The 21489-nt window shown below is 72.5% G+C and carries 9 protein-coding genes and 1 pseudogene; 8 read left to right on the top strand and 2 right to left on the bottom strand.

Going from position 1 to position 21489, the window contains the following annotated elements:
* The first annotated feature begins 8 nt into the window (after nt 1-8).
* The 7 genes from HNV26_RS21535 (at nt 9) to HNV26_RS21505 (ending at nt 18026) form a co-directional block, all read left to right on the top strand.
* Entirely contained in the window at nt 9-3161 is a 3153-nt protein-coding gene (locus HNV26_RS21535; RefSeq protein ID WP_171442487.1) for a carboxypeptidase-like regulatory domain-containing protein, read from the top strand.
* Nucleotides 3162-3187: 26 nt separating this feature from the next.
* On the top strand, nt 3188-4042 hold the full coding sequence (locus HNV26_RS21530; protein ID WP_171442486.1) for a phospholipid scramblase-related protein: 855 nt from the start codon (nt 3188-3190) through the stop codon (nt 4040-4042).
* Between the two features lie 18 nt (nt 4043-4060).
* Complete coding sequence (locus HNV26_RS21525) at nt 4061-6793, top strand: hypothetical protein (RefSeq protein WP_171442485.1); 2733 nt, start codon at nt 4061-4063, stop codon at nt 6791-6793.
* A gap of 15 nt (nt 6794-6808) precedes the next feature.
* Nucleotides 6809-7696, top strand: coding sequence for a JmjC domain-containing protein (locus HNV26_RS21520; protein WP_171442484.1), 888 nt, complete (start codon nt 6809-6811; stop codon nt 7694-7696).
* Nucleotides 7697-7781: 85 nt separating this feature from the next.
* Nucleotides 7782-14318 carry a HEAT repeat domain-containing protein gene (locus HNV26_RS21515; protein ID WP_171442514.1) on the top strand — a complete coding sequence of 2179 codons (6537 nt, stop codon included), beginning with the start codon at nt 7782-7784 and terminating at the stop codon, nt 14316-14318.
* The gene (locus tag HNV26_RS21510) at nt 14315-16168 is read left to right on the top strand and encodes an SWIM zinc finger family protein (RefSeq protein WP_171442483.1); all 1854 of its coding nucleotides are present in this window, start codon (nt 14315-14317) and stop codon (nt 16166-16168) included. Before HNV26_RS21515 ends, HNV26_RS21510 begins: the two co-directional genes overlap by 4 nt.
* A 400-nt stretch (nt 16169-16568) precedes the next feature.
* Nucleotides 16569-18026: a reverse transcriptase family protein gene (locus HNV26_RS21505; RefSeq protein ID WP_171442482.1), complete on the top strand. Its 1458-nt coding sequence runs from the start codon at nt 16569-16571 to the stop codon at nt 18024-18026.
* 3 nt (nt 18027-18029) lie between these two features.
* On the opposite strand, the gene HNV26_RS21500 is transcribed toward HNV26_RS21505, so the two are convergent.
* A complete protein-coding gene (locus HNV26_RS21500) occupies nt 18030-18896 on the bottom strand; it encodes an alpha/beta hydrolase (RefSeq protein WP_171442481.1) in 867 nt (288 codons plus the stop codon).
* Nucleotides 18897-19047: 151 nt separating this feature from the next.
* Here HNV26_RS21500 and HNV26_RS21495 point away from each other — a divergent pair, with 151 nt between their 5' ends.
* Complete coding sequence (locus HNV26_RS21495; protein WP_171442480.1) at nt 19048-20571, top strand: GMC oxidoreductase; 1524 nt, start codon at nt 19048-19050, stop codon at nt 20569-20571.
* Nucleotides 20572-20982: 411 nt separating this feature from the next.
* On the opposite strand, the pseudogene HNV26_RS21490 reads toward HNV26_RS21495, so the two are convergent.
* Nucleotides 20983-21489 (bottom strand): annotated as a pseudogene (locus HNV26_RS21490) (hypothetical protein); the annotation flags it as partial.

Raw genomic sequence — 21489 nt, 5'->3', positions numbered from 1 at the left:
GGGACGCCATGCGAAAACAGCCACTGGTGATGGTCGCACTCGGAGGGCTCGCGCTGCTCCTGGCCGTGGCGCTCGTCCACCGGTGGGAGGACACCGGCGAGCGGCCAGCGACCTCCACCCCGCAGCGCCCCCCGTCACGGCGCGACCTCGGCGTCCCGACACCACCACCGCGTGGCAACCACTCGCTCCGTGGGCGCGTGGTCGACTCGCGGCGCCGCCCCGCCGCGGGCATCCAGGTCTCCGCCACGCGCGACATGCCTGGCGAGTCCCTGTCCGCGCGCGCATGTGACACGCGCTCACCGGAGCTGCCCCTGTCCTCCGGAGGCTGCATCGGCGAGCCCGAGGAAATGGTCCGCGCGCTCGTCGAAGCCGGCCACGGCGCCGCGCCCTTGGTGGCCCAAACCCTCACCTCGGCGGACGGAACGTTCCTTCTCGAGGACCTCCCCGAGGGCATGGTGGCGCTCTGGGCCATCGGCGAGCGCCACGCCACGCTGGCGCTGGATGTCCGCACCGACGCCCAGGACGTGCAGCTCGTGCTCGAAACAGGCCTCTTTCTTCCTGGCCGCGTCGTCGCCGAGACCGGGACGCCGCTGCCTGGCGCGCGCCTGACGCTCTTCCACCAGGACCACACCCGCTTCTTCGATGCCCTGGCCGGCGCGGACGGCCGCTTCGCCTTCGGCCCACTCCCGCCGGGCGAATACACCGTCGTCGCCACCAGCGAGGGCCTGCTGACGGATTCGCTCCAACAGGTGGACGCGGAGAAGCTCGACCCCATCGTCCTTCATCCACCGCGACGGCTGTCCGGGCGCGTGCTCGCCCAGGACAAGCCGGTGTCCGGGGCGGAAGTCCACGTGGAGTACACGCCGCATGTCACCGTGACGGACGACGAGGGCCGCTTCTCCTTCGAGCCACTTGCTCCGGGTGACTACGAGGTGCGCGCGGAGCATCAGGGCGAGTACGGCTTCGCCACGGTGGCGTTGACCGAGGAAGGCGGGGACGCGGAGGCCACCGTGCGGCTGGGCACGCTCGTCTACGTGGAAGGCTCGGTGCGTGACGAGTCCGGCCACCCCATTGCTCGCGCCAGGGTAGGCGCCGGCGCGCCCAGGGGACGGGCGCCGCCCGCGGACTACGTCACCACGGCGGAGGATGGCCGGTTCCGGATAGGCCCCCTGCGACTGGAGCCCTACATCTTCAACGTCATGGCCCCGGGCTACCAGGGCCAGCTCCTTGACGGGGTCGCCAGCCCCGGCGGGCGTGTGGACTTCACCCTCGCGCGCGCCCACCTCCTCCAAGGCACCGTCACCGACGCCCAGGGCAACCCCCTGTCCGGCGTGGACATCGGCGTGAATGACGCGATTCACGCCGAGACCGAGACCTTCCACGAACACGTCGACCCCACCACCTCGGACGAACACGGCCGCTTCGAGCTCACGCTCCCCACCCCCGGGAACTACACGCTCGGCCTCACCCTCCCCGGACACGTGGAAGAGCGGGTGGAGGTGAAGGTGCCTGGCCCCGCGCTCAGCGTGGCGCTGCGCGCGGCGGGCCGGGTGGAGGGAATCGTCACGAGCACCCAGGGCGCGCCCATCCCCGGCATGACGCTCAGTCTGGTGGACACCCGCAAGACGGTTGCTTCCCAGCAAATCGAAACGGACGCGGAGGGACGCTTCTCCATCACCGAGGTGGGCCCGGGCACGTACACCCTGATTTCCGGTTCGGACCTCGGCGACACCGAGCACCATGTGATGCGCACCGTCACCGTGCAGGGGGCTGAAACGGTGGAGGCCTCGCTGCGGCTGGAGACGGGGGCCCCGGTGTCCGGCATCGTCGTGGACGAGCGCGGGCGACCGGTGGCGAACGCGCTGGTGGACGGGACCCACCTCCCGACACGCCGTGACGGCGTCTTCGCAAGCACCGCCAGCGACGCGGAGGGCCGCTTCATCCTGCACCACCTGGCGGAGGGCGCGTGCTCGCTGCGCGCGTCGAAGGACGGATATGCCTTCGAAGCCACGGAGCCCGCGGTCCTCGCCAGGTCCGGGGCCAACGACGTGCGGCTGACGTTGCGGAGCCAGGGCCACATCCGCGGCCGCGTGGTGCGCGGGGATGGCTCGCCCATCACCCGCTTCACCATTGACCAGCGCGCCTTCCGGGACCCCCAGGGCGCGTTCAGGCTCGCCGCCGAGCGCGCGGGCACGCAGCGGCTGACCTTCGAGGCCCCCGGACTGACACGCGCGATGCGTGAGGTGCAGGTCTCCGCGGGCGCGGACGTGGACCTTGGCGAGGTGAGGCTGGAGGCCGGACGCCACGTGCGCGGCCGGGTGGTGGACGCGGAGACGTCGCGCCCCATCGAGGACGCCGTCGTCGAGGTCCACCCGCCCGATGAAGGCGGCTTGATGATGGAGGTCGCGCCCATCGCCGCGGAGGCCACCGACACGGACGGAACCTTCGCCTTCCCTCCGCTGGAAACACGCCCGCTGGACCTGCTGGTCCAGACGAACCAGGGCCACCCCCAGATGCGCCAGCGCATTGGCACCGGTGACGAAACACTGGAGCTGCGAATCTACCCGGGCGCCCAGGTGGACGGCACCCTGAAGGACCGCGACGGGAAGCCCGCGGAGGCCATCGTGCAGCTCGTGGCCAACGACGGGGACTACTCCGCCTCGGTGGACGACGCGTTGGGGACGTTCCAGGCCCGGAACGTCCCGGCGGGCACCTACACGCTGTCGGCGTCCATGGGACAGAACGCGGAAGGGCGCAGCGTGGCCTTCCTCCCGCAGCGCGTGAAGGTTCCCCCCATGGGGAAGGTGACGTTCACCTTCACGGAAACCACCGGTGGCGGCACGATGCGACTCGGCGTCCGGGTGCCTCCGCTCAAGCCGGGCGTGGGGATCTACAAGGCGTTGCTGTCGGGCACGGTGCCACCGACCGTGTCCGGCCGGGAGCTGCGCACGCGGGCCCGCTTCGGAGACATCCGCGCGTCCACGAAGAGCCTGGAGGGCGTGTTGGTGTACGAGCAGCTCCCAGCTGGGGCCTACACGTTCATCGTCCTGTTGGAAGAGGGGAAGCCCGCCCGCTTCACAGTCCACCGGGAGGAGCTCTTCCTCGCGGAGGGGGAGACGCTGGAGCGGGACATCCAGGTGACGCCACGGCCCCTGCCCTGAGCGCGGGTTGCGATTAAGTGAACCGGATGAGCGACAAGCGCCCCCTGGCGGACACGACCGAGTTGGAGCTGGACTGGCGTGGCCGCGCTCCCCGCCAGCCGGAGGCGCCCTCCAGCGCGGCCTTGGAGCCGCGCGCCGAGGTCGAGGTGCCGTCCGGCGCGGGCAAGGGGCTCCCGGGCGACCCGCGCCACATGAGCATCGAGCTGCGCCAGTCGGTGCAGGGGATGATGGAGACGCCCGCGCTGCGCATGCGGCAGATGCGCGAGGGGCTGGAGCTCATCTTCGGCGCCCAGACGCGCAACCGCTACGAGGTGTGCGACGATACGGGCCGCGTCGCGCTCTACGTGGAGGAAGAGGCCCGTGGCTTCGGCGCCATGCTCCGGCGGACCTTCTCGCCCTTCTACAAGGCCCGGATGGAGTGCATGACGCTGGGCGGCATCGTGGCGCTCGTGGTGGAGCGCCCCTGGAGCCTCCTCCTCACGAAGGCGGACATCCTGGCCTGGGACGGCCGGCGGATGGCGCGCATCCAGCAGCGCTTCACCCTGCTGGGACGCCACCTGGACATCGTCACGCCCGGCGGCGCCGTCATCGCCACCGTGAAGGGCCCGCTCTTCAGACCCTGGACCTTCCGCATCTTCCAGAATGACGTGGAAGTGGCCGTGGTCCGCAAACGCTGGAGTGGCTTCCTCCAGGAGAGCTTCTCCGCCGCGGACACCTTCACCCTCGACTTCCAGCCCCAGTGCACCGACTTCCGGCTGCGGCAGCTGGTGCTGGCCGTCGCCCTGCTCGTCGACCTGACGTACTTCGAGAACAACAGCCCCCGCGCCGCCCTGGGCCCGGGGCTGGACCTGTTCGACGCGTTGATGTTCTGGAAGAAGTAGCGTGGTAAATCCCCCTCCATGTCCACGTCCACGAGCGATGCGCTGAGCGCGGCAGACCTGGAGCGGCTGGTCCGCGCCGAGTCCCCTGACCTGGCCGATGCCGTCCTCGCCCTGCTCGAGCAGCCCGAGCAGACGCCGGAGAAGCCGCTGCCGAAGGATGCCTTCACCTTCGACGCGCTCCTCCGGACGCTCACCCAGGCCCGGGCGCACTACGAGTCGGACGGGCGGCGTCAGGCCTCCTCCGAGGCGTGGCAGCGCTACCTGGCGCAGCAGGACGTGCCCCGCCCTCCCCGCCTGGCCCTGGCCGACCTGCTGGTGGCGCTCTACCAGCGCGGCACCCAGGCCTCGCGCGCGGCGCTGATGGACATCGCCCGCCGCGCGGACCTGCGCTTCGGCCTGTGGGGCGGACTCAAGCGCATCTACAAGCTGGCGGAGGCCCACCACGACGCGGAGCTGTTCGGCGTGCTCGCCTGGCGCTTCGACGTGGAGCGCCACCGCCCCAGCGCCAGCCGGGAAGTCTCCGGCGGCACCCTCACCTACCTGCGCCGCCGCGCGTGGCGCTACCTGCGCCACCTGGGCGCCGCCGTGCCGGAGCTCTACCCGCAGTTCGCGGTGGAGGTGCTGCGCCACTACGCGCCGGACACCTCCTGGTACGGCGTCTGGGTGGCCCACCACATCTGGGCGCACGGCAGCGGCAAGTACACGCAGGACTCCTTCGCCATGCCGCCGCCGGGCGACATGGTGAAGCACCGCGCCTTCCCGGACGCGTGGAAGCGCTCGCCGGACGCGCTGATGCGCCTGCTGGACGTGTGTGAGTCGGACCCCGCCGCCAGCTTCGCCATCCAGGGCCTGCGCAAGGACTTCCCGGAGGCGCTGCGCAAGGTGACGCCCGCGTGGCTGGACCGGCTCGCCCGCCGGCCGCTGGGCAGCGCGCACGACTTCCTGGTGGAGACGCTGCAGGGCTCGCCCGAGTTCCACCAAGGCCGGCTGCGCGAGCTCGGCCTGCACGAGGCGGTGCTGGCGCTGCTGCTGTCCCCCAGCGCCAAGGCCCGCGCCTACGCCATCGAGTATGCCCGCGCCCACGCGCAGGACCTGCCGGCGGAGCGCCTGGAGGAGCTGGTGGCCCAGGGCGCCCCGGACGTGAAGTCCTTCGCCGCGGCCACGCTGGAGAAGCGCAACCCGCGCGAGCTGGGCGTGGCGCTGCTGGGGCGGCTCCTGCAGCACAAGGCCACGTCGGGCTTCGCCGCGGGCGCGCTGGCGCAGTCGTTCGACCGGGCCGAGCTGCCCGGGGACTTCCTGCGCGACATGTACCTGGGCACCGGTGAGCAGCTCAACTGGGTGAAGGGCTTCATCGGCTCCAAGTACGGCGCCACCGAGCTGCCCGCGGACTTCTGGAAGGCGCTGCTGGACGACCCGCGGCTGCAGAAGAAGCCCCACCCCGTGGAAGGACTGGCGATGCGGGCGCTGTCGGCCTACCCGGCCGCGGCCATCGGTCCGGAGTGGCTGCTGGAGAAGGCCGCCCATCCCCGCATCAGCCACATGGCGACCCAGGCGCTCATGCGCGCGGACAGCCTGCCCGGGCTGGACGTGGAGCAGGTGAAGGCGCGCGTCTTCAGCGCGAAGTACCGGGGCGTGGCGCTGGGCCTGCTGGGCAACCGCAAGCTGTTCACCGCGCGCCAGCTCACCGTGCCCTGGCTGCTGGCGCTGGCCCGCCGCGCCGACCCGGAGTTGCACGGCTTCGCGCACCGCTACCTGCTGGAGAACGTGGCCCCCGCGGACTTCAGCGACGCGGGTGACGCGGCCGCGGGCCTGGAGCGCCTCTTCGAGCTGGCCCTGGGTGCGAAGCAGCCGGCGCCCGTGCGCGCCTTCGCGCAGACGTACCTGCGCTGCCACCACCCCGTCATCGGGCCGGAGCAGCCGGAGTCGAAGTCCTACAACCTCAAGCCCCGCGCGCCGCGCAAGGCATACACGCCGGAGCTGCTGTGGCCCGCGCTCACCGATTCGCGGGACGACGTGCGCCGCTTCGCCCTGGCCATTGCCCGCGCGGAGCTGCGCGCCTGGGGCTGGCACACGCGCGTGTACGAGCTGGCGGACGCCGAGGCGAAGGAGGTCCGCAACCTGGCCTATGACGCCCTGCTGCGCGCGGGCGAGGAAGGCGCGGACGCCCGGCACACGCTCCAGCCGGAGGAGCTGGACCCGGTGAAGGTGTTCTCCCTCACGGAGAGCACCAAGCGCAGCACGCGCGAGGTCGCGGTGGAGCTCATCCGCCGGCACTACGCGCGGCTGGGCGGCGCCGAGCGGCTCGCGTGGCTGATGCAGAGCGCGGACCGCGAGGTGGGCTTGTTCGCGGTGCGCCTCCTCTGGGAGAAGCACCGCCCCACGCACCTCCCGGAGGGGTGGAAGCCCGCGGGCGCCAAGGAGGCCCCGGCCGCCAGTGGCACGGAGCGCTTCGCCAACGTGGACGCGCTGCGCACCTTCCTGCGGAAGATGCTCTTCGGCCTGCCGCCGGGCCGCGCCAAGGAGGCCCGCGAGGGAGAGGTTCAGAAGCGCCTGTCCGCCAGCGTGGCCAAGCGCCGCGTCATCGAGCTGGTGCGCGACCTGGGCCTGGACGACGCGGCCTTCGCCCGCGTGGTGGCGCCGGTGCTGGAGGAGTTCACCGGCTCGCTGGCCAAGGGGGAATGGCAGAGCTGCCTCGCCTCGCTGGTGCAGCTGCGGGCCGCGCACCCGGATGCGCAACTCGGAAGCGCCTGAGCAGATTGAACGCCCATGCTGCTCGATGAACTGCTGAATGGCTTTCCGCGGGAGCGCTTCCTCCAGGAGCACTACCTGCGGCGTCCCTTCACCGGCGCTTCCGCCGCGGAGCGCCTCCAGCGCCTGGGGACGTGGGAGACCATCGACTTCCTCGTCGAGGAGACGGCCTGCGACGTGCTGCTCGCGCGCCAGGGCGTGCCCTACCCGGGAGACAGGCCCACGACGGCGAAGGCGGCGCGGGAGCTGTTCGCGCAGGGCTACACGCTCGCGCTGCGGCAGCCGGACTTGCATCACCCGGACCTGGCCCAGCTGGCGCGCGCCTTCAGCGCGGAGCTGCACGGCCGCATCAACCTGCACATCTACTGCACGCCCGCGGGACACCACGGCTTCGGCTGGCACTGCGACCCGGAGGAGGTGTTCATCCTCCAGACGGCGGGCCGCAAGGACTACCTGCTGCGGGAGAACACGCTCCACCCCGCGCCCCTGCCGGAGTCCGTGCCCAGCGGCTCCCTGGCGGCGCAGGAGAAGACGCCCGTCGAGACGCACTCGCTGGGCGCCGGGGACTTCATCTACATCCCAGGCGGGCACTGGCACATGGCGCAGGCAACCGAGGAGGCGCTGTCCATCTCCATCGGCCTGATGCCGCCCACGCTCCTGGACCTCCTCGACGGGGTGAGGGCCGCGCTGGCCAGCAGCCCGGTGTGGCGGCGGCGGATGCCCTCGTTGGGGCGCGCCTCCACGCTGGACGACCCGAGCAAATTGGCGCTGCTGCGGACGCTGCTGTCGGAGCTGGGCGGTGAACTCCAGCGCCAGCTCGCCGACCCTGGATATCCCCTGCGCTTCCTCGCGCAGACGGCCCGGTTCTATCTGCGCTCCACGGGAATCCGGGGCAACGGGCGCTGACGGCGCGCGGCCCCGCGAACCCCTTCACTGTGCGCTCTTCTATTGAGGGCGCTGGTGCTAAGAAGAGCAGCCACTGAGGAGCGTGATGCCCGTACTCGCCATCGGCAACATCGAGAAGGTCCGCGCACTCGCGGCCAATGCGCGCCTGCTGCTGGTGGGCGGCGCTCGCGCATCCACCGCCAGCCGCCTCACCGCGTTCGAGCCCGGCACCAACAAGGTGCTGTGGAGCACGGAGCTGCCCTCCGCGGTGAACGCGCTCGCCCTGGCCGGCGGTCAGTGGGCCGCGGCCGGCGCGGATGGAACGGTGCGCATCGGCACGCTGTCCGACGGGCAGGTGCAGTTCCAGCTCAACGACGTGCACCCCGGCGGCGTCACGGCGCTGGCCTCCAGCGCGGATGGCACGCTCCTCTTCAGCGCGGGCGCGGACGGCGTCGTGCGCGCCTGGGACTGGGAGTCCACGCGCAAGATGCACGAGTGGAAGGCGTCCACCCAGCCCCTGCGCGCGGTGGCCGTGGACCCCTCCGGCACCTACGCGGCGGGCGCGGGTGACGACGGCGTGGTGCGCGTCTTCACCGTGGCCACTGGGGCGCAGCGCGACATGGCCGGCCACGAAGGCGCCGTGCGCGCGCTCGCCTTCACGCCGCGCGACGGCCGGCTGGTGTCCGCCGGTGACGACGGCAAGCTGCGCATCTGGTACCTCGTGGGCGCGGTGGAGTTCGAGGTCCGCGGCGAGAAGGACACCGGCCATGCCGGCCCGGTGCTCGCCCTGCTCTTCCCGCCCACGCCCACCGCCAAACCGGGGGAGGAAGAGCCCGGCGACCGCGTGTGGTCCTCGGGCAGCGACGGCCAGGTCAAGGTCTGGCGCCTGGACATTCGCCGCAAGCCGCGCTCGCTCGACGCGGGGGGCAAGCCCGTGCAGGCGCTCGCCTTCGTGCCGCCGGCCAATCCGCGGCTGGCGAAGACGTCCCTGGGCTCCGTCTTCACGGGCGGGGATGACCGCCGCACGCACCGCTTCGGCCTCGCGGCGGATGGCTCGCCCGCGGGCGACCACGACACGTCCCAGCACGGCATCGACCTGCTGACGGAGTCACTCAAGGCCGGCCGGCCCCGCCGCGAAGCCGCGGTGCGCGAGGCCGCCGCGCTGGAGGAGACGGAGGCGCTGGACTTCCTCTTCCAGGTGCTGTCCTCGGAGAAGGACGCGGAGGTCCGGCGGCTCGCCGTGCGCGAGCTGGCGGACAAGGGCCGCACCGCCGCGCGCCCCAAGCTGCGCGAGCGGCTGGACGACTCGCATCCGATGGTGCGCAAGGCCGCGCTGGACGCGCTCGTCGCGCTGGAGCCTGAGTCCCCGCTGTCCGCGCCGCGCGCGGCGCTGGGCTCGCAGCACCCGGAAGTGCGCGTGCTGGGCCTGGAGCTGCTGGCGAAGCTGGGAGGCACGTCCCCGCTGGTGCCGGGCCTCATCGCCGGCCAGCTCGCGGACAACCAGGGCGCGGTCGGCCTGGCCGCGCTGGACGCGCTCACCCAGGTGATTCCGGGCGACGGCGCCGAGCCGCTGCGCACCGCCTTCGAGCGCGGCCCCTCCCAGCTCAAGGTGGAGGTGCTCATCCGCGCCGTGGCGGGCGGGCTGCTCGGCCACGCGCAGCTGCAGGCCCTGGTGGCCCGCGCGCTGGATGACGCGGACCCCGGCGTTCGCCGCACGGCCTTCACCGTGCGCGTCATGGAGCGCCGGGCGCTGTCCCACGCGCTGGAGTCACGCGACGAGGACTTCGGCCGGGGCACCAAGGAAGTCTCCCGCTGGCTGGTCCAGCGCGCGCGCCGGGCGCAGGGCGTCGCGGGCAATCCGCCCATCACCGACGCGGAGCTCCAGACCGCACGCGATGCGATGCCCGCGCAGGGCACCACGGGCGCGGCCATCACCGAGAGCGACCTGGAGCCGCTGCTGGCCGCCATGGCCTGCCGCACGCCGGACACGGCCGTGCGCGGCGCTCGCGGCCTGGCACAGCTGGGCGACGCACGGGCGCTGGGCGCGCTGCTCCAGCTCTCCCGCGAGCCGGACGCCGCCATCCGCCGGGTGGCTGCCTCTTCCCTCCAGGCACTCCAGGACGCGCGCGCTCGCGAGCGGCTGGTGTGGATGCTGGACGACGAGAACGCGGACGTGCGCGCCGCCGCGCTGGACGCGGTGGTGGCGCTGGACGCGGACGCGCCGCTGGCGTCGGCGGAGGCCGCCCTGCGCTCGGGCCACGAGGACGTGCGAGTGCGGGGCCTGGACCGGCTGGTGAAGCTGGGCGCGGCGACGCCGGGCGCGGAGGCGCTGCTGGGCGACGCGCTGGAGGACGAATCCGGCAAGGTGCGCGGCGAGGCCTTCCGCACGCTGTGGGCCTGGAATGAGAAGGCGCCGGAGAAGGCGCTGGACCGCGCGCTGGCGGGCCGCTTCCCCGACCTGCGCCACCGGGCGGTGGAGGTGCTGGCACAGCGCGCCGCCGAGGGCTGGGCGCTGGAGCGGCTCAAGAAGGCCGTGGAGGACCGCGACACCAGCGTGGCCACCGCCGCGTATGACGCGTGGGTGAAGCACGTAGGCAAGGAGCACGCGGAGACCCACCTGGCGGCGCTCGCCACCACGCACGCGCCGCTGCGGGAGCACGCCGCGAAGGGCGCCATCCACGCCCCCATCGAGCCCCTGCGCTCGCCGCTGCTCAAGCGCGTCCAGGACGAGGAAGTCCCCGTCGCCGTGGCCGCGCTGGAGGCGCTGGACAAGCTGGTGCCCAACGAGAACGGCCCCCTGCTGGCCGGGCTCTCCGCGGCGCCGCTGCCGGTGCGCGTGCGCGCGGTGGAGCTGCTGGCTCCGCGTGGCGCCGAAGACATCATCGAGCCGATGCGCGCGTTCATCACCGACAAGGACCTGGAGCGGCTCTACCCTCCAGCCTTCCTGGTGCCGCTGCGCATCCGCGCCGCGCGGGCCCTGGCATCACTGGGCTCGCGGCGCCTGCTGACCTTCTTCGCCACCGTGCTGCTGCCGCACGAGCTGGGTGACATGCAGGAGCAGGGCGGCCGTGGACTCGCCACCGCCGCCCGCCGGGGTGACGAAGGCTTCCTGCTGGACGCGCTGGGCCACGCCAACGTGGCGGTGCGCTCCTGGGCCGCGGACGGCCTGTCCCGCCTGGGTGACGTGCGCGCCCTGCCGGTGCTCACCGGCAACCTGCGCCACGACCACCTCCCCATCCGGCTGGGCGCCATCCTCTCCTTCGCGGCCCTGGGCCCGGAGGGCGACGGCGGCCTGCTGCACGGCCTGGAGGACCGCGCCCGCGAGGTGCAGGAGATGGTGTTCGCCATCGTCCTCGCCCGTGATTTGCGCGCCAGCCGCCGGGGTGAGCCGCCCGACCTGCTCACCAGCGCCCTCTCCAGCGGCAGGCCGGAGGTCCGCTACGCCGCCGCCCGCGCGCTGGAGCTGCGCACGGAGCCGGACGCGGCGCGCGCCCAGTTGGTGGAAGCCCTGCTGCCGCCTCGGCCGGAGAAGGTGGCCGACATGAAGGACTGGCCGGCCGAAGAGGAGCGCGTGAAGTACGTCGTCGGGCTCGCGGAGGCCCTGTCCAGCCTCCAGCCCGAGCAGCGCTACGCGGCGGCCCAGGTGCTGCTGCTGCGCGACAAGCCGCTGGAGTACTTCCGCCACGCCAAGAAGGTGGCGCGGCCGAGCACGCTGGATGCGCCCTGGAAGCCGGAGACGGCACCCTCCAGTTCGCCTGTGCAGGCCACGCCCGCGAAGAACTGGCTGCGGCGCATCTTCTCCGCCGTGAAGACGGACGCCCCCGCCGCCTCGCCCGAGGCCTCCGCCCAGGCCGAGCGGCAGCACCTGCGCCGGCTGGCCTTCGGTGCCTACGTCGGCCTGCTGCGGCAGGTGTCCACGGGCGACGATGAGAGCCACCGCGTGCGCCGCGACGCGGTGGACCGCGTGGTGAAGCTCACGCTGGAGGGCTTCGCCGGCACGCCCGCCGCCGTGGCCGCCCTGCTGCGCGCCCTGGAGGACCCGCACCAACTGGTGCGCAAGGCCGCGCTGGCCGGGCTGAAGGAGCTCTTCCCCGCCGGGAGCGATGAGCCGCTCGCGCTGGCCCTGGCCTCGCTGGCGCCGGACGTGGCGCGCGCGGCGCTGGATGAGCTGGCCACGCGGGGTGACGCCGCGAAGCCGCGCATCACCGCCGCGCTGAACTCGCCGCTGACGGACGTGCGCCGCTACGCCTTCGAGCTGCTGGAGAAGCTCAGCCCGCCCGGCAGCCTGGAGCCGCTGCTGGCCGCGCTGGGCAGCGAGCACGCCGACCTGCGCGTGGGCGTCATCGAGCGGCTGGCGGGCGCCAACGACTCGCGCGTCACCGAGGCGCTGGGACGCGCCATGGCCAGCGAGCACGAGGACCTGCGTCTGCGCGCCTCGGAGCTGCTGGCGTGGCGTGGCGATGACCGCGCGGTGGAGGTGCTCGCCACGTTCCTGCGCGCGGAGAACGCGAGCGCCGCGAAGCGCGCCACGGAGGCCCTGGCCCGGCTGGCCACGCCCGCCTCGGTGGCCGCGCTGGCCGCCCGGCTGCCCGCGGCCCAGGACTCCCATGAGCGCAAGCGGCTGGTGACGGCCCTGGGCAACACGCGCCGGCCCGAGGCGCTGGAGGTGCTGGCCCGCCAGTGCCAGACGGACGCAGAGGGCGTCATCCGCGGCGAGTGTGTCACCGCGGCCATGACGGTGGCCGGCACCGACGTGAAGAAGCGCGACGTGAAGCTGGCCGTGTCGTTCCTGCGGCAGGCCGTGAAGAGCTTCGACGTCGCCGTGCGGCTGGAGGCCCTGCGGCACCTGGAGCACGGCGCGGAGGCCGGCCAGTCGGAGCTGCTGGTCAGCCTCTTCACGGACCGCTTCCCCACCGTGAGCGGCGCGGCCGTGGAGGCCTACGCGAAGCGCGTCATCGAGCACGGCGCCCCGGCGGAGCCGCTGGAGGCGGTGCTGCGCGGCGGCTCGCGCGACCTGATGCTGCCGGCCGCGGAGGGCGTGGCCTTCAAGGGCGGCGCCAGCGCGCTGCGGCCCCTGATGCTGTACGCCCGCGCGGGCGAGGACGGCCAGCGCGAGCGGGCCCTGCTGGCCCTGGGAACGCTGGGTGACGCGCGCGCCCTGGCCGAGTTGGAGACGGTGGCCGCCGGCGGCACCGCGGAAGCGCCCGTGGAGCCGAGCATGGTGTCGGCCGCCATCGAGGGCCTGGGCCGGCTCGCCGCGAAGCTGCCGGACGGTGAGGAGCGCCGCCGCGTCGAGGAGAAGGTGGAGGCCGCCGCGGTGGAGGGCGCCACGCTGGTGCTGCAGCAGGCCGGCGTGAAGGGCCTGCGCGCCATCGGCGGGGAGCGCGCCCGGGTGAAAATCGAGGCGCTGCTCGGCGACACCAGCACGGCGCTGCCGGTGCAGCTCACCGCGGCCCAGGAGCTGGGGAAGCTCAAGGACACCGCGGCGGAGACGGCCCTGGCCGCCGCGCTGGACGCGCCCCAGCAGGAGCTGCGCAAGGAGGCGCGCAAGGCGCTCGACGTGCTGTTCCCCACCGAGCGCACGCGGGTGGAGTTCCACGCGGTGGCCAGCCGCTACCCGGACATCTCCGCGCCCGCCGCGGCCTACCTCGCCAACGAAGGCGACCCGGCGCTGCTGGTGCCCCGGTTGGCCACGCTGGACAACGTGACGCTGCGGCTGCGCCTGCGGCGCGGGCTCGCACGGCGGGGCGCCCTGCCCCTGCCGGAAGTGGTGGCGCTGCTGGGCCACGACAAGCCGGAGGCCCGCGAGGAGGCCGCGCTGCTGGTGGGCACCTGGACGGGTGAGGCCCGCGAGCCCGGCACGGTGGACCTGGCCGCGCTGTCCCGCGCGCTGGTGACGGCCGAGCGCCGCACGGCCACGGACTGGACCTCCGCCGCGCCGTCCAGGCGCGCCGTGCTGGAGGGCGCCTGGGAGCGGCTGCTGTGGGCGGGCTCCCGGCTGGGCACCGCGGGCATGGCGGACTCCGCGCGCACCCTCCTCCAGGGTGGAGAGACGGCGGCCCCGGGCACCGTGCGCCGGGAGGCCGCGCGCGCCCTGGGCCGGCTGGGTACGCCGGGGGGCACGCTGACGCTCACCGGACAGGCCCCGGCGACCGTGCTGACGAACGAGAAGGAGCGCGCCGCCGCGGCGGACACGCTGCGCAAGTCGCTGGTGGACCCGGACGCGCGGGTGCGGGCGGCGGCGGCGGACGCGCTGGCGAAGCTCGCCCCCGAGCGCGCCACCGCCTGGGCACTGGAAGTGAAGCCCTTCGACGCGGTGGCCTTCGGCCCCATGGGTGCCCGGACGTCGCGAGAGCTGCTGGCCACCTCCGAGGGTCGCCGGCTGTCGGTGCCGACGCTGCTGGGGGCCCACGCGCTGGAGCCCCTGAAGTCCCTGGCCAGCGACGCGAAGCCGGAGACGCGGCAGGACGCGTGGGCCGCGCTGGGTCGCCTGGGCGGAGACGACGCGGCGAAGCTGCTGCACGAGGCCGCCTTCGACAAGTCGCAAACAGTGGAGCTGCGCAAGGCCGCCTGGCGCGCCCACAAACGTGCACGCCGGGCCGCTGAGCGCGCCCGGAACCGGAAGGAAGGGAACCCGTCGTGACGACCGCCACCCGACACCCCGTCGAGCTGCGCTACGCCACCGCGAGCGACGTCGAGTCCGGCACGGACAGCTCCCGCGTCCGCCTGGCCCTGGAGGGCTCGCGCGGCACCGTGGGCGTGAGCGGCCGCGTCACCGACGCCGCCCTCTTCCGCGACGCGCTGGCCGCTACCTTCGGCATCCTCGCCAGCGACTTGCGCTACCGGGGCAAGGACCGCACCGCGTACCTCGCCTACCTGATGAAGCAGGGCAAGCGGGCCAGCGCGCTCATCTGGGAGGCGCAGAAGGCGTTCCTGGACAACGCGCTGGACGGCGAGAAGAAGCAGGACGCGGTGCTGGACCCCGTGCTCACGGTGGACCCGGACAGCGTGTCCCTGGAGGTCTTCTCCCGCGACGAGAGCGCCTACGCCCGGCTGTCCTTCGACAACCGCCTCTTCGAGGGCCGCGAGGCCGCGCACGGCTCCACCTTCCTGGACGTGCCGCCGGAGCTGCCCGCCCGGGTGGACCGGCTGCGCACCTACGTGCCCGTCTCCCTGGAGGCGCACGTCGCGCTGGCCACGCCGGCCTCGCAGCCAGCCCGCGCCCCGCGCAACGTGGAGGTGCCCCACGCATGGCTGCGCGGCTTCCTCCAGGTGCAGTCCGCCGCCACGCTGCCCGCGAGCACCTGCGAGCTGGCGCCCATCGACCTCTACAACCTCCTCTTCGCCCTGCGCGCTCGCAAGGCGAAGAAGGCCCCCCGCGCGCTGCGCTTCGAGCTGGTGCCCGGCGCCCCGCCCCGGCTGGTGCTGGAGCCGTGGGAGCTGGTGCTGGAGTGCCACGGCGGCACGTACAACGGCACCGCGCCCGCGGTGGTGCGCACCTTCGGCCGTCAGCGCCTGGCCGCGCTCGCGCGCCTGCTGCCCCACGCGAAGTCGGTGCGGGTGCAGTTGATGGGCCCCGGCCTGCCGGTGTTCTGGGTCATCGACATGGGCGCGGCCACGCTCACGCTGGGCCTCACGGGCTGGACGGAGAGCGGCTGGTCCTCCGCCGCGGCCTTCGACGTGCTGATGCCCCGCGCGGTACCGGACGGACTGGCGGAGCAGCTTCGCAACCGGCTGCGGACCGAAGGCCCCCTGCCCTTCGACACGCTCGCCGCCAATGCCGGCGCGCCCAAGGAGTCCGTGCGCGCGGCGCTCCAACTGGAGTGCCTGCGCGGACGCATCCTCTTCGACGTGGCGCGCGGCCAGTACCGTCCGCGCGAGCTGATGCCCACGCCGGTGGACGCCGCCGTCATCCGCTACGGCAACGAGCTGGAAGCGCGGGCGCACCGCCTGCTGGGCGGCGACGGCGCTCCGGGCGCGGGCGAGGTGAAGCTGACCAAGGTGCACGACGTGGTGGGCGAGGGCATCCGCATCCACGGCGAGGTGGTGGACCGCGAGGCCCTGCGCAGCTTCTTCCCCAGCTTCACGTTGGATTTGGAAGGCCGCGTGAAGGACGCCAGCTGCGGGTGCCCGCACCACCGGCGCTCCGGCCTGCGGGAAGGCCCCTGCGAGCACCTGCTGGCGCTGCGGCTGGCCTACGCGCGCCGCCGCGCGGAGGAAGAGGCGCTGCGGCAGACGCCCGAGGGCCGCAAGCTCATCCGCGCGGAGACGCGCTCCTACGTGCGACGCGACGCGGAGAGCGGCCTGGAGACGGTGTACCGGGTTTCCCTGGATGGTCAGGTGGTGGCGGTGGAGTGGGGCCCGCGCACGGGCTCGCCGCGTCACCAGCGGCTCTGGTTCGACTCGGATGCGGAAGCGCGCGGAGCGTACTTCGCGCGCCTGGAGAAGTTGGCGGCTGACGGCTACATCGACGCGGCCTCGGCATTGGTGTAAACCCTTCAACCACGGCCCGGCCGCCACGAGCGGTCGGCAGGACAGGTGCGACGAAGAGACGACGACGTGCGCTTCACGCGCGAGCAGCCGAGAGAGGTCCGGAGTGCATCAGCCTGAGCGCCTCGAGCGCGGGAGCGGCGTTGCGCCGCTCCGGTTGAAATGCAGGACACTCTCCGCAAGGTAGCCTGTTCTTGGCTCTCTCCCTCCTAGGCACTACTGCCAGGGTGGGTAGCGGAGCCAACGACGCGACCGCCGTTTACCCACCCCGGCAGTAGTGCCTAGGAGGGGAGAGCCGGTGAGGCTACCGTGCCCCAGGTAAGATGGTGGTGCTTTCCCGGCCTCCCTCGACTGCTCGCGCCATGTCCCGTCATCCATCGCCGCGCCCGCCCAAGGTGCAGACATGACCGCCAGGCTGGACCCGTTCGTCCCCGCAGCTTCGCCGCAGGCCGTGCCCACGCCCGAACCCACCGCTCCGTCGCCGGACGCGGCCGCGAAGCGTGAAGCCCGCCGGCTGGCGCACGAAGCGCTGCTCGTCCGCGCGAAGGCCATCGACGAAGCGGGCGGCGCCGACGACTGGGTGCAGGCGCAGCTCGTCTCCAAGGGCCTCGCGGTGGAGGACCTGGACTTCTCCAGCGCCTCCGAGAAGGACAAGAAGGCCTGGAAGGAGAAGAAGAAGGCCGAGGCCACCGAGCGCCGCGCGCTGAAGCGTCAGGCGCACGAGGCGTGGAAGGCCACGCACGTGGGCCACCTGGGCGCGGGCGTGCATTGGGCGGAGGACCGCCCGGCCGACGCATTCGACGTGCCCCACCGCGAGGAGCGCGCCCGGACCAACGGCCTGACGGAGCTGGACTCGGCGGAGGCGCTGGCGAAGGCGCTGGGGCTCAGCGTGTCCAAGCTGCGCTGGTTCGCGTTCCACCGCGAGGTGGACACGGCCACGCACTACGTGAGCTGGACGATTCCGAAGCGGGACGGCGGCAAGCGCACGATTACGTCCCCCAAGCCGGAGCTGAAGGAGGCGCAGCGCTGGGTGCTGTCCAACGTCGTGGAGCGGCTGCCGGTGCACGGCGCGGCGCACGGCTTCGTGGCGGGGCGCTCCATCCTCACCAACGCGCTGGCCCACCAGGGCGCGGACGTGGTGGTGAAGGTGGACCTCAAGGACTTCTTCCCCTCCGTCACCTGGCGCCGGGTGAAGGGCCTGTTGCGCAAGGGCGGCCTGCCGGAGGGCACGTCCACGCTGCTGTCGCTGCTGTCCACGGAAGCGCCGCGGGAGGCGGTGCAGTTCCGGGGCAAGCTGCTGCACGTGGCCAAGGGCCCGCGCGCGCTGCCCCAGGGCGCGCCCACGTCGCCGGGCATCACCAACGCGCTGTGCCTGAAGCTGGACAAGCGGCTGTCCGCGCTCGCGAAGCGGCTGGGCTTCACGTACACGCGCTACGCGGACGACCTGACCTTCTCGTGGACGAAGGCGAAGCAGCCCAAGGCGCGGCGGACGCAGCGTCCCCCGGTGGCGGTGCTGCTGTCTCGCGTGCAGGAAGTGGTGGAGGCGGAGGGCTTCCGCGTGCACCCGGACAAGACGCGCGTGGCGCGCAAGGGCACGCGGCAGCGGGTGACGGGGCTGGTCGTGAATGCGGCGGGCAAGGACGCGCCGGCGGCCCGAGTCCCGCGCGACGTGGTGCGCCAGCTGCGCGCCGCCATCCACAACCGGAAGAAGGGCAAGCCGGGCCGCGAGGGCGAGTCGCTGGAGCAGCTCAAGGGCATGGCCGCCTTCATCCACATGACGGACCCGGCCAAGGGCCGCGCCTTCCTGGCGCAGCTCACGGAGCTGGAGTCCACGGCGAGCGCGGCTCCGCGGGCGGATTGACGCTCAGCGCGCGAGCAACGCGGCGTCGAGGAACGTCTTCAACCGCTGGGGGTACGCCTCCGGCTCGGTGGCGCTGAAGTTCCCGTGCCCGGCGCCCTGGATGCGCCATGTCTGGGCATACTCGCGCACCTTGGCGAAGAGCTCGTCGGCGAGCGGCTGTCCTGACTCCTCCGTCCCCATGACGATGAGCAGCGGCCGGGGGCGGATGCGCTCCACCGCATCGATGGTGCGCACCTCTTCCAGGGCGATGCCGCGCCGCCAGAAGGGGACCAGCGCCCCGCTTTGCGACACGAAGCCGAAGCGGCGGAAGTCATACGCGGCGGCCAGCCACAGCGTGTTGAACGGAGACAGCAGCACCACGGCGCGCACCGCCGGGTCCTCCGCCGCCACCTCGGCCACGGCCGCGGAGCCAATCGAGAAGCCAAGCGCGCCTACCCACTCCGGGTCCACGTCCGGCTGGGCGCGCACGAAGTCCAGCGCGGCCCGCACGTCCCGGCGCTCCAGGTCTCCCCAGGTGGAGAAACCGCCCTCGCTTTCACCGTGGGCGCGCAGGTCGAAGAGCAGCACGCCATAGCCCGCGGCCCGCAGGATTCGCGCTTCGGGCAGCAGGTCCGCGCGCGTCTGGGACAGGCCGTGCGCCAGCACCACGGCGGCGCGATTGCGGGACGGCACGTACCAGCCCCGCAGCGTCAGCCCGTCCGACGTCTGAAGTGAAACGTCCTTGGCCTCGGCGAAGTCAGCGGGGCGCTCGGCCCTGGGACGTGGGTAGTGGAAGTAGGCCTCGGAATGACGCAGCGCCCGACCGAACACCGCCAGCGCGGCCAGCAGCCCCAGCGCGAGCGCTCCACCCAGCAGCCACCGCCACTTCATCTTCGTTGGACCTCGCGGAAGGAAGCTGGGGTGTTTGAACCCCAGGAGTGCAGACGGGACCCACGTTGCTCCGCCACGTACCGAGCAGCTTACACTCCCTATAGACAACTCACAGTGCCATCAAAGACGGCACTGTCGCGCCAGGAAACCTGTGGGCACATCCAGGACGATGTTCGACGTGGTGGTGGTGGGTGGAGGCGCTTGCGGCGGATGGACAGCCAAGCAGCTGACGGAAGCAGGCTTGCGTGTCCTGGTGCTCGAAGCGGGCCGAGGCATGGGCGCGGACCGGATGCTGTGGATGCTCCACCGCGTGCGCCAGTCCTTTGGCTACCTGGCGGAGACGGATGACCAGCGCAAGGTGCGCCAGTCGGTGCAGAGCACCACCTTCGCGTGGCCCTTCCACCCGCACGCCTTCGTCGACGACGTGGACAATCCCTACACCACGCCGGAGGACCAGCCCTTCACGTGGATTCGTGCACGGCAGGTGGGCGGGCGCACGTCCGTGAAGGCGCACGGGCGCCAGTTCTACCGGCTGTCTGACTTCAACTTCAAAGCAGGCACGCAGGATGGGCAGGGGCCGGACTGGCCGCTGACGCTGGCGGAGCTGGCGCCGCACTACGAGACGGTGGAGCGGTGGATGGGCATCCACGGCAACGCGGATGGCCTGGACATTCTGCCGGACTCCATCTTCGCGGGTGCCATCACCATGACGCCCGCGGAGCAGCGCCTGAAGGAACAAGTGGAGCGCCGCTGGCCGGAACGCCGCGTCATCGTCCGCCGCACCGCGGGAGCGCCCGTGACGATGCCCGCCGCGTTGAAGACGGGCCGGCTCGCGCTGCGCACGAACGCGGTGGTGGACCAGGTGCTGTACGACGCGGCGACAGGGCGCGCCACGGGGGTGCACTACCTCGACGCGAGGACGGGCAAGTCCTACGAGGCCCACGCGCGGGTGGTGGTGCTGGCGGCGGGCGCGATTGAATCCACGCGGCTGCTGCTGCACTCGCGATGCAGCGCGTTCCCGGACGGATTGGCGAACTCGTCGGGGCAGCTGGGCCGCAACCTGATGGACCACACGTACATGCTGGGCATCGAGGCGAAGATGAACCTGCCTCCCGAAGCCCAGCGGCAGGAGCATAGCTGGGCGTACATCCCCCAGTTCCGCAACGTGGCCACGAAGGAGCAGGACTTCGCCCGCGGCTACGGCGTGCAGGTCTTCACCTTTGGAGACAACTGCCACTTCGTGCCCTTCGGGGAGATGGTGCCGCGCGCGGAGAATCGCGTGACGCTCAGTCCGACTGTGAAGGACCGCTGGGGCATCCCCGCCGCGCACATCGAATGCCGGCACTCCACCAACGAGCTGAAGATGGCCGAAGACGCGCTGGCGGCCTGCAAGGAGATGATGGAGGCGGCCGGCTTCACCGTGGAGAAGGCCGACGCCACGTTGTCCACGCCGGGCATGGCCATCCACGAGGTGGGCACGGCGCGCATGGGCGCGGACCCGAAGACGTCGGTGCTCAATCCCTACAACCAGAGCTGGGACGTGCCCAACCTCTTCATCAACGACGGTGCCTGCTTCCCGTCCCAGGGACCGCAGAACCCCACGCTGACGATGATGGCCATCGCAGTGCGGGCCAGTGCTCACATCGTGGAGGAGTTCAAGGCCGGGCGGCTGTAAGGCCGCGCCAGCTCACGGCACCTGCTTCAACGCCGCGAGGGTGGCGGGCGCCAGCTTCTCGGGACGGCGAACTTCTTCGCCTTCAGGGCGGCCAGTGACTCCCGGGTGCTTCCTTTCGGGGGACAGGTGGCGAAGCCATCCGCCGCAACGAACAGAGGCAGGACAGCGAGCACGCGAAGCCACGCCATGATGAGAATCCCAAGGAGCCGGGCATCTCGCCCCGTGCACAGACTCGACTTTCGCCCCTTTCGGCTGGGTGGCTCAACAAGAGGCGAGCTGAGTGACCTCCAAGTGCATCGAAGCGTTGAGCGGCACCGCGCACGTGACAGTGCGGAAGGGTGACCCCATTGAGCCCAGTTCCGCCGACGAGCGTGTCTTGACTGCGAGGGGGACACGACAAGGCCTCGGCGCTCACCCTGGTAGCTGAGGAAACCGCTCGAGGGCGAACACGCCCCCGCCCTGCCCCGTCTCGAAGTGCGCCCGGAGCGCATGCTCCCACCGCGCATCCAGGGGCAGGCCGAGCAGCCATTCCTGCGTCCAGCCCTTCAGGGCATCGGTGCCCATGCAGAGGCGGGGCACCCCGGAGAGGGCGCCTTTGAGGCGGCCCCAATGATTGCGAGCCGCGACCGCATCAGGAATGTGCACCTCCTCCGTGGAGGCCTCCGCCTCCTCCAGGTCCTGGGTGGAGAGGACGGCGACGCGATGGGCGGTGTTGACATCAAGGCCCGTCAGCTTCCGAAACGAGTTGGCGGCGGCCGCCGCAACCGCTGGCCCACCGGACTCCATGGCGTGAAGTACCTCCTCCATGAGGCCGGGATGGCCAAAGGTGCCAGCCAGGAGGAACCGCTCGGGGCCCAGTTCCCGCCGCCCCAAGGCCTCTTCGAAGAGGGGGAGGTCGGCCTGCCCCCCCAGCACTGT

It is taken from the genome of Myxococcus xanthus, from assembly GCF_013116825.1.
Classification (GTDB): domain Bacteria; phylum Myxococcota; class Myxococcia; order Myxococcales; family Myxococcaceae; genus Myxococcus; species Myxococcus xanthus_B.
The sequence above is the reverse complement of the archived record's forward strand: the minus strand, read 5'-3'. Positions and strand labels throughout refer to the sequence as shown.

What these genes read in the sequence shown, in the direction of transcription:
- HNV26_RS21505 (WP_171442482.1), top strand. Translation starts at nt 16,569, where the DNA reads ATGACCGCCAGGCTGGACCCGTTCGTCCCCGCAGCTTCGCCGCAGGCC.
- HNV26_RS21535 (WP_171442487.1), top strand. Translation starts at nt 9, where the DNA reads ATGCGAAAACAGCCACTGGTGATGGTCGCACTCGGAGGGCTCGCGCTG.
- HNV26_RS21520 (WP_171442484.1), top strand. Translation starts at nt 6,809, where the DNA reads ATGCTGCTCGATGAACTGCTGAATGGCTTTCCGCGGGAGCGCTTCCTC.
- HNV26_RS21500 (WP_171442481.1), bottom strand. Translation starts at nt 18,896, where the DNA reads ATGAAGTGGCGGTGGCTGCTGGGTGGAGCGCTCGCGCTGGGGCTGCTG.
- HNV26_RS21525 (WP_171442485.1), top strand. Translation starts at nt 4,061, where the DNA reads ATGTCCACGTCCACGAGCGATGCGCTGAGCGCGGCAGACCTGGAGCGG.
- HNV26_RS21530 (WP_171442486.1), top strand. Translation starts at nt 3,188, where the DNA reads ATGAGCGACAAGCGCCCCCTGGCGGACACGACCGAGTTGGAGCTGGAC.
- HNV26_RS21515 (WP_171442514.1), top strand. Translation starts at nt 7,782, where the DNA reads ATGCCCGTACTCGCCATCGGCAACATCGAGAAGGTCCGCGCACTCGCG.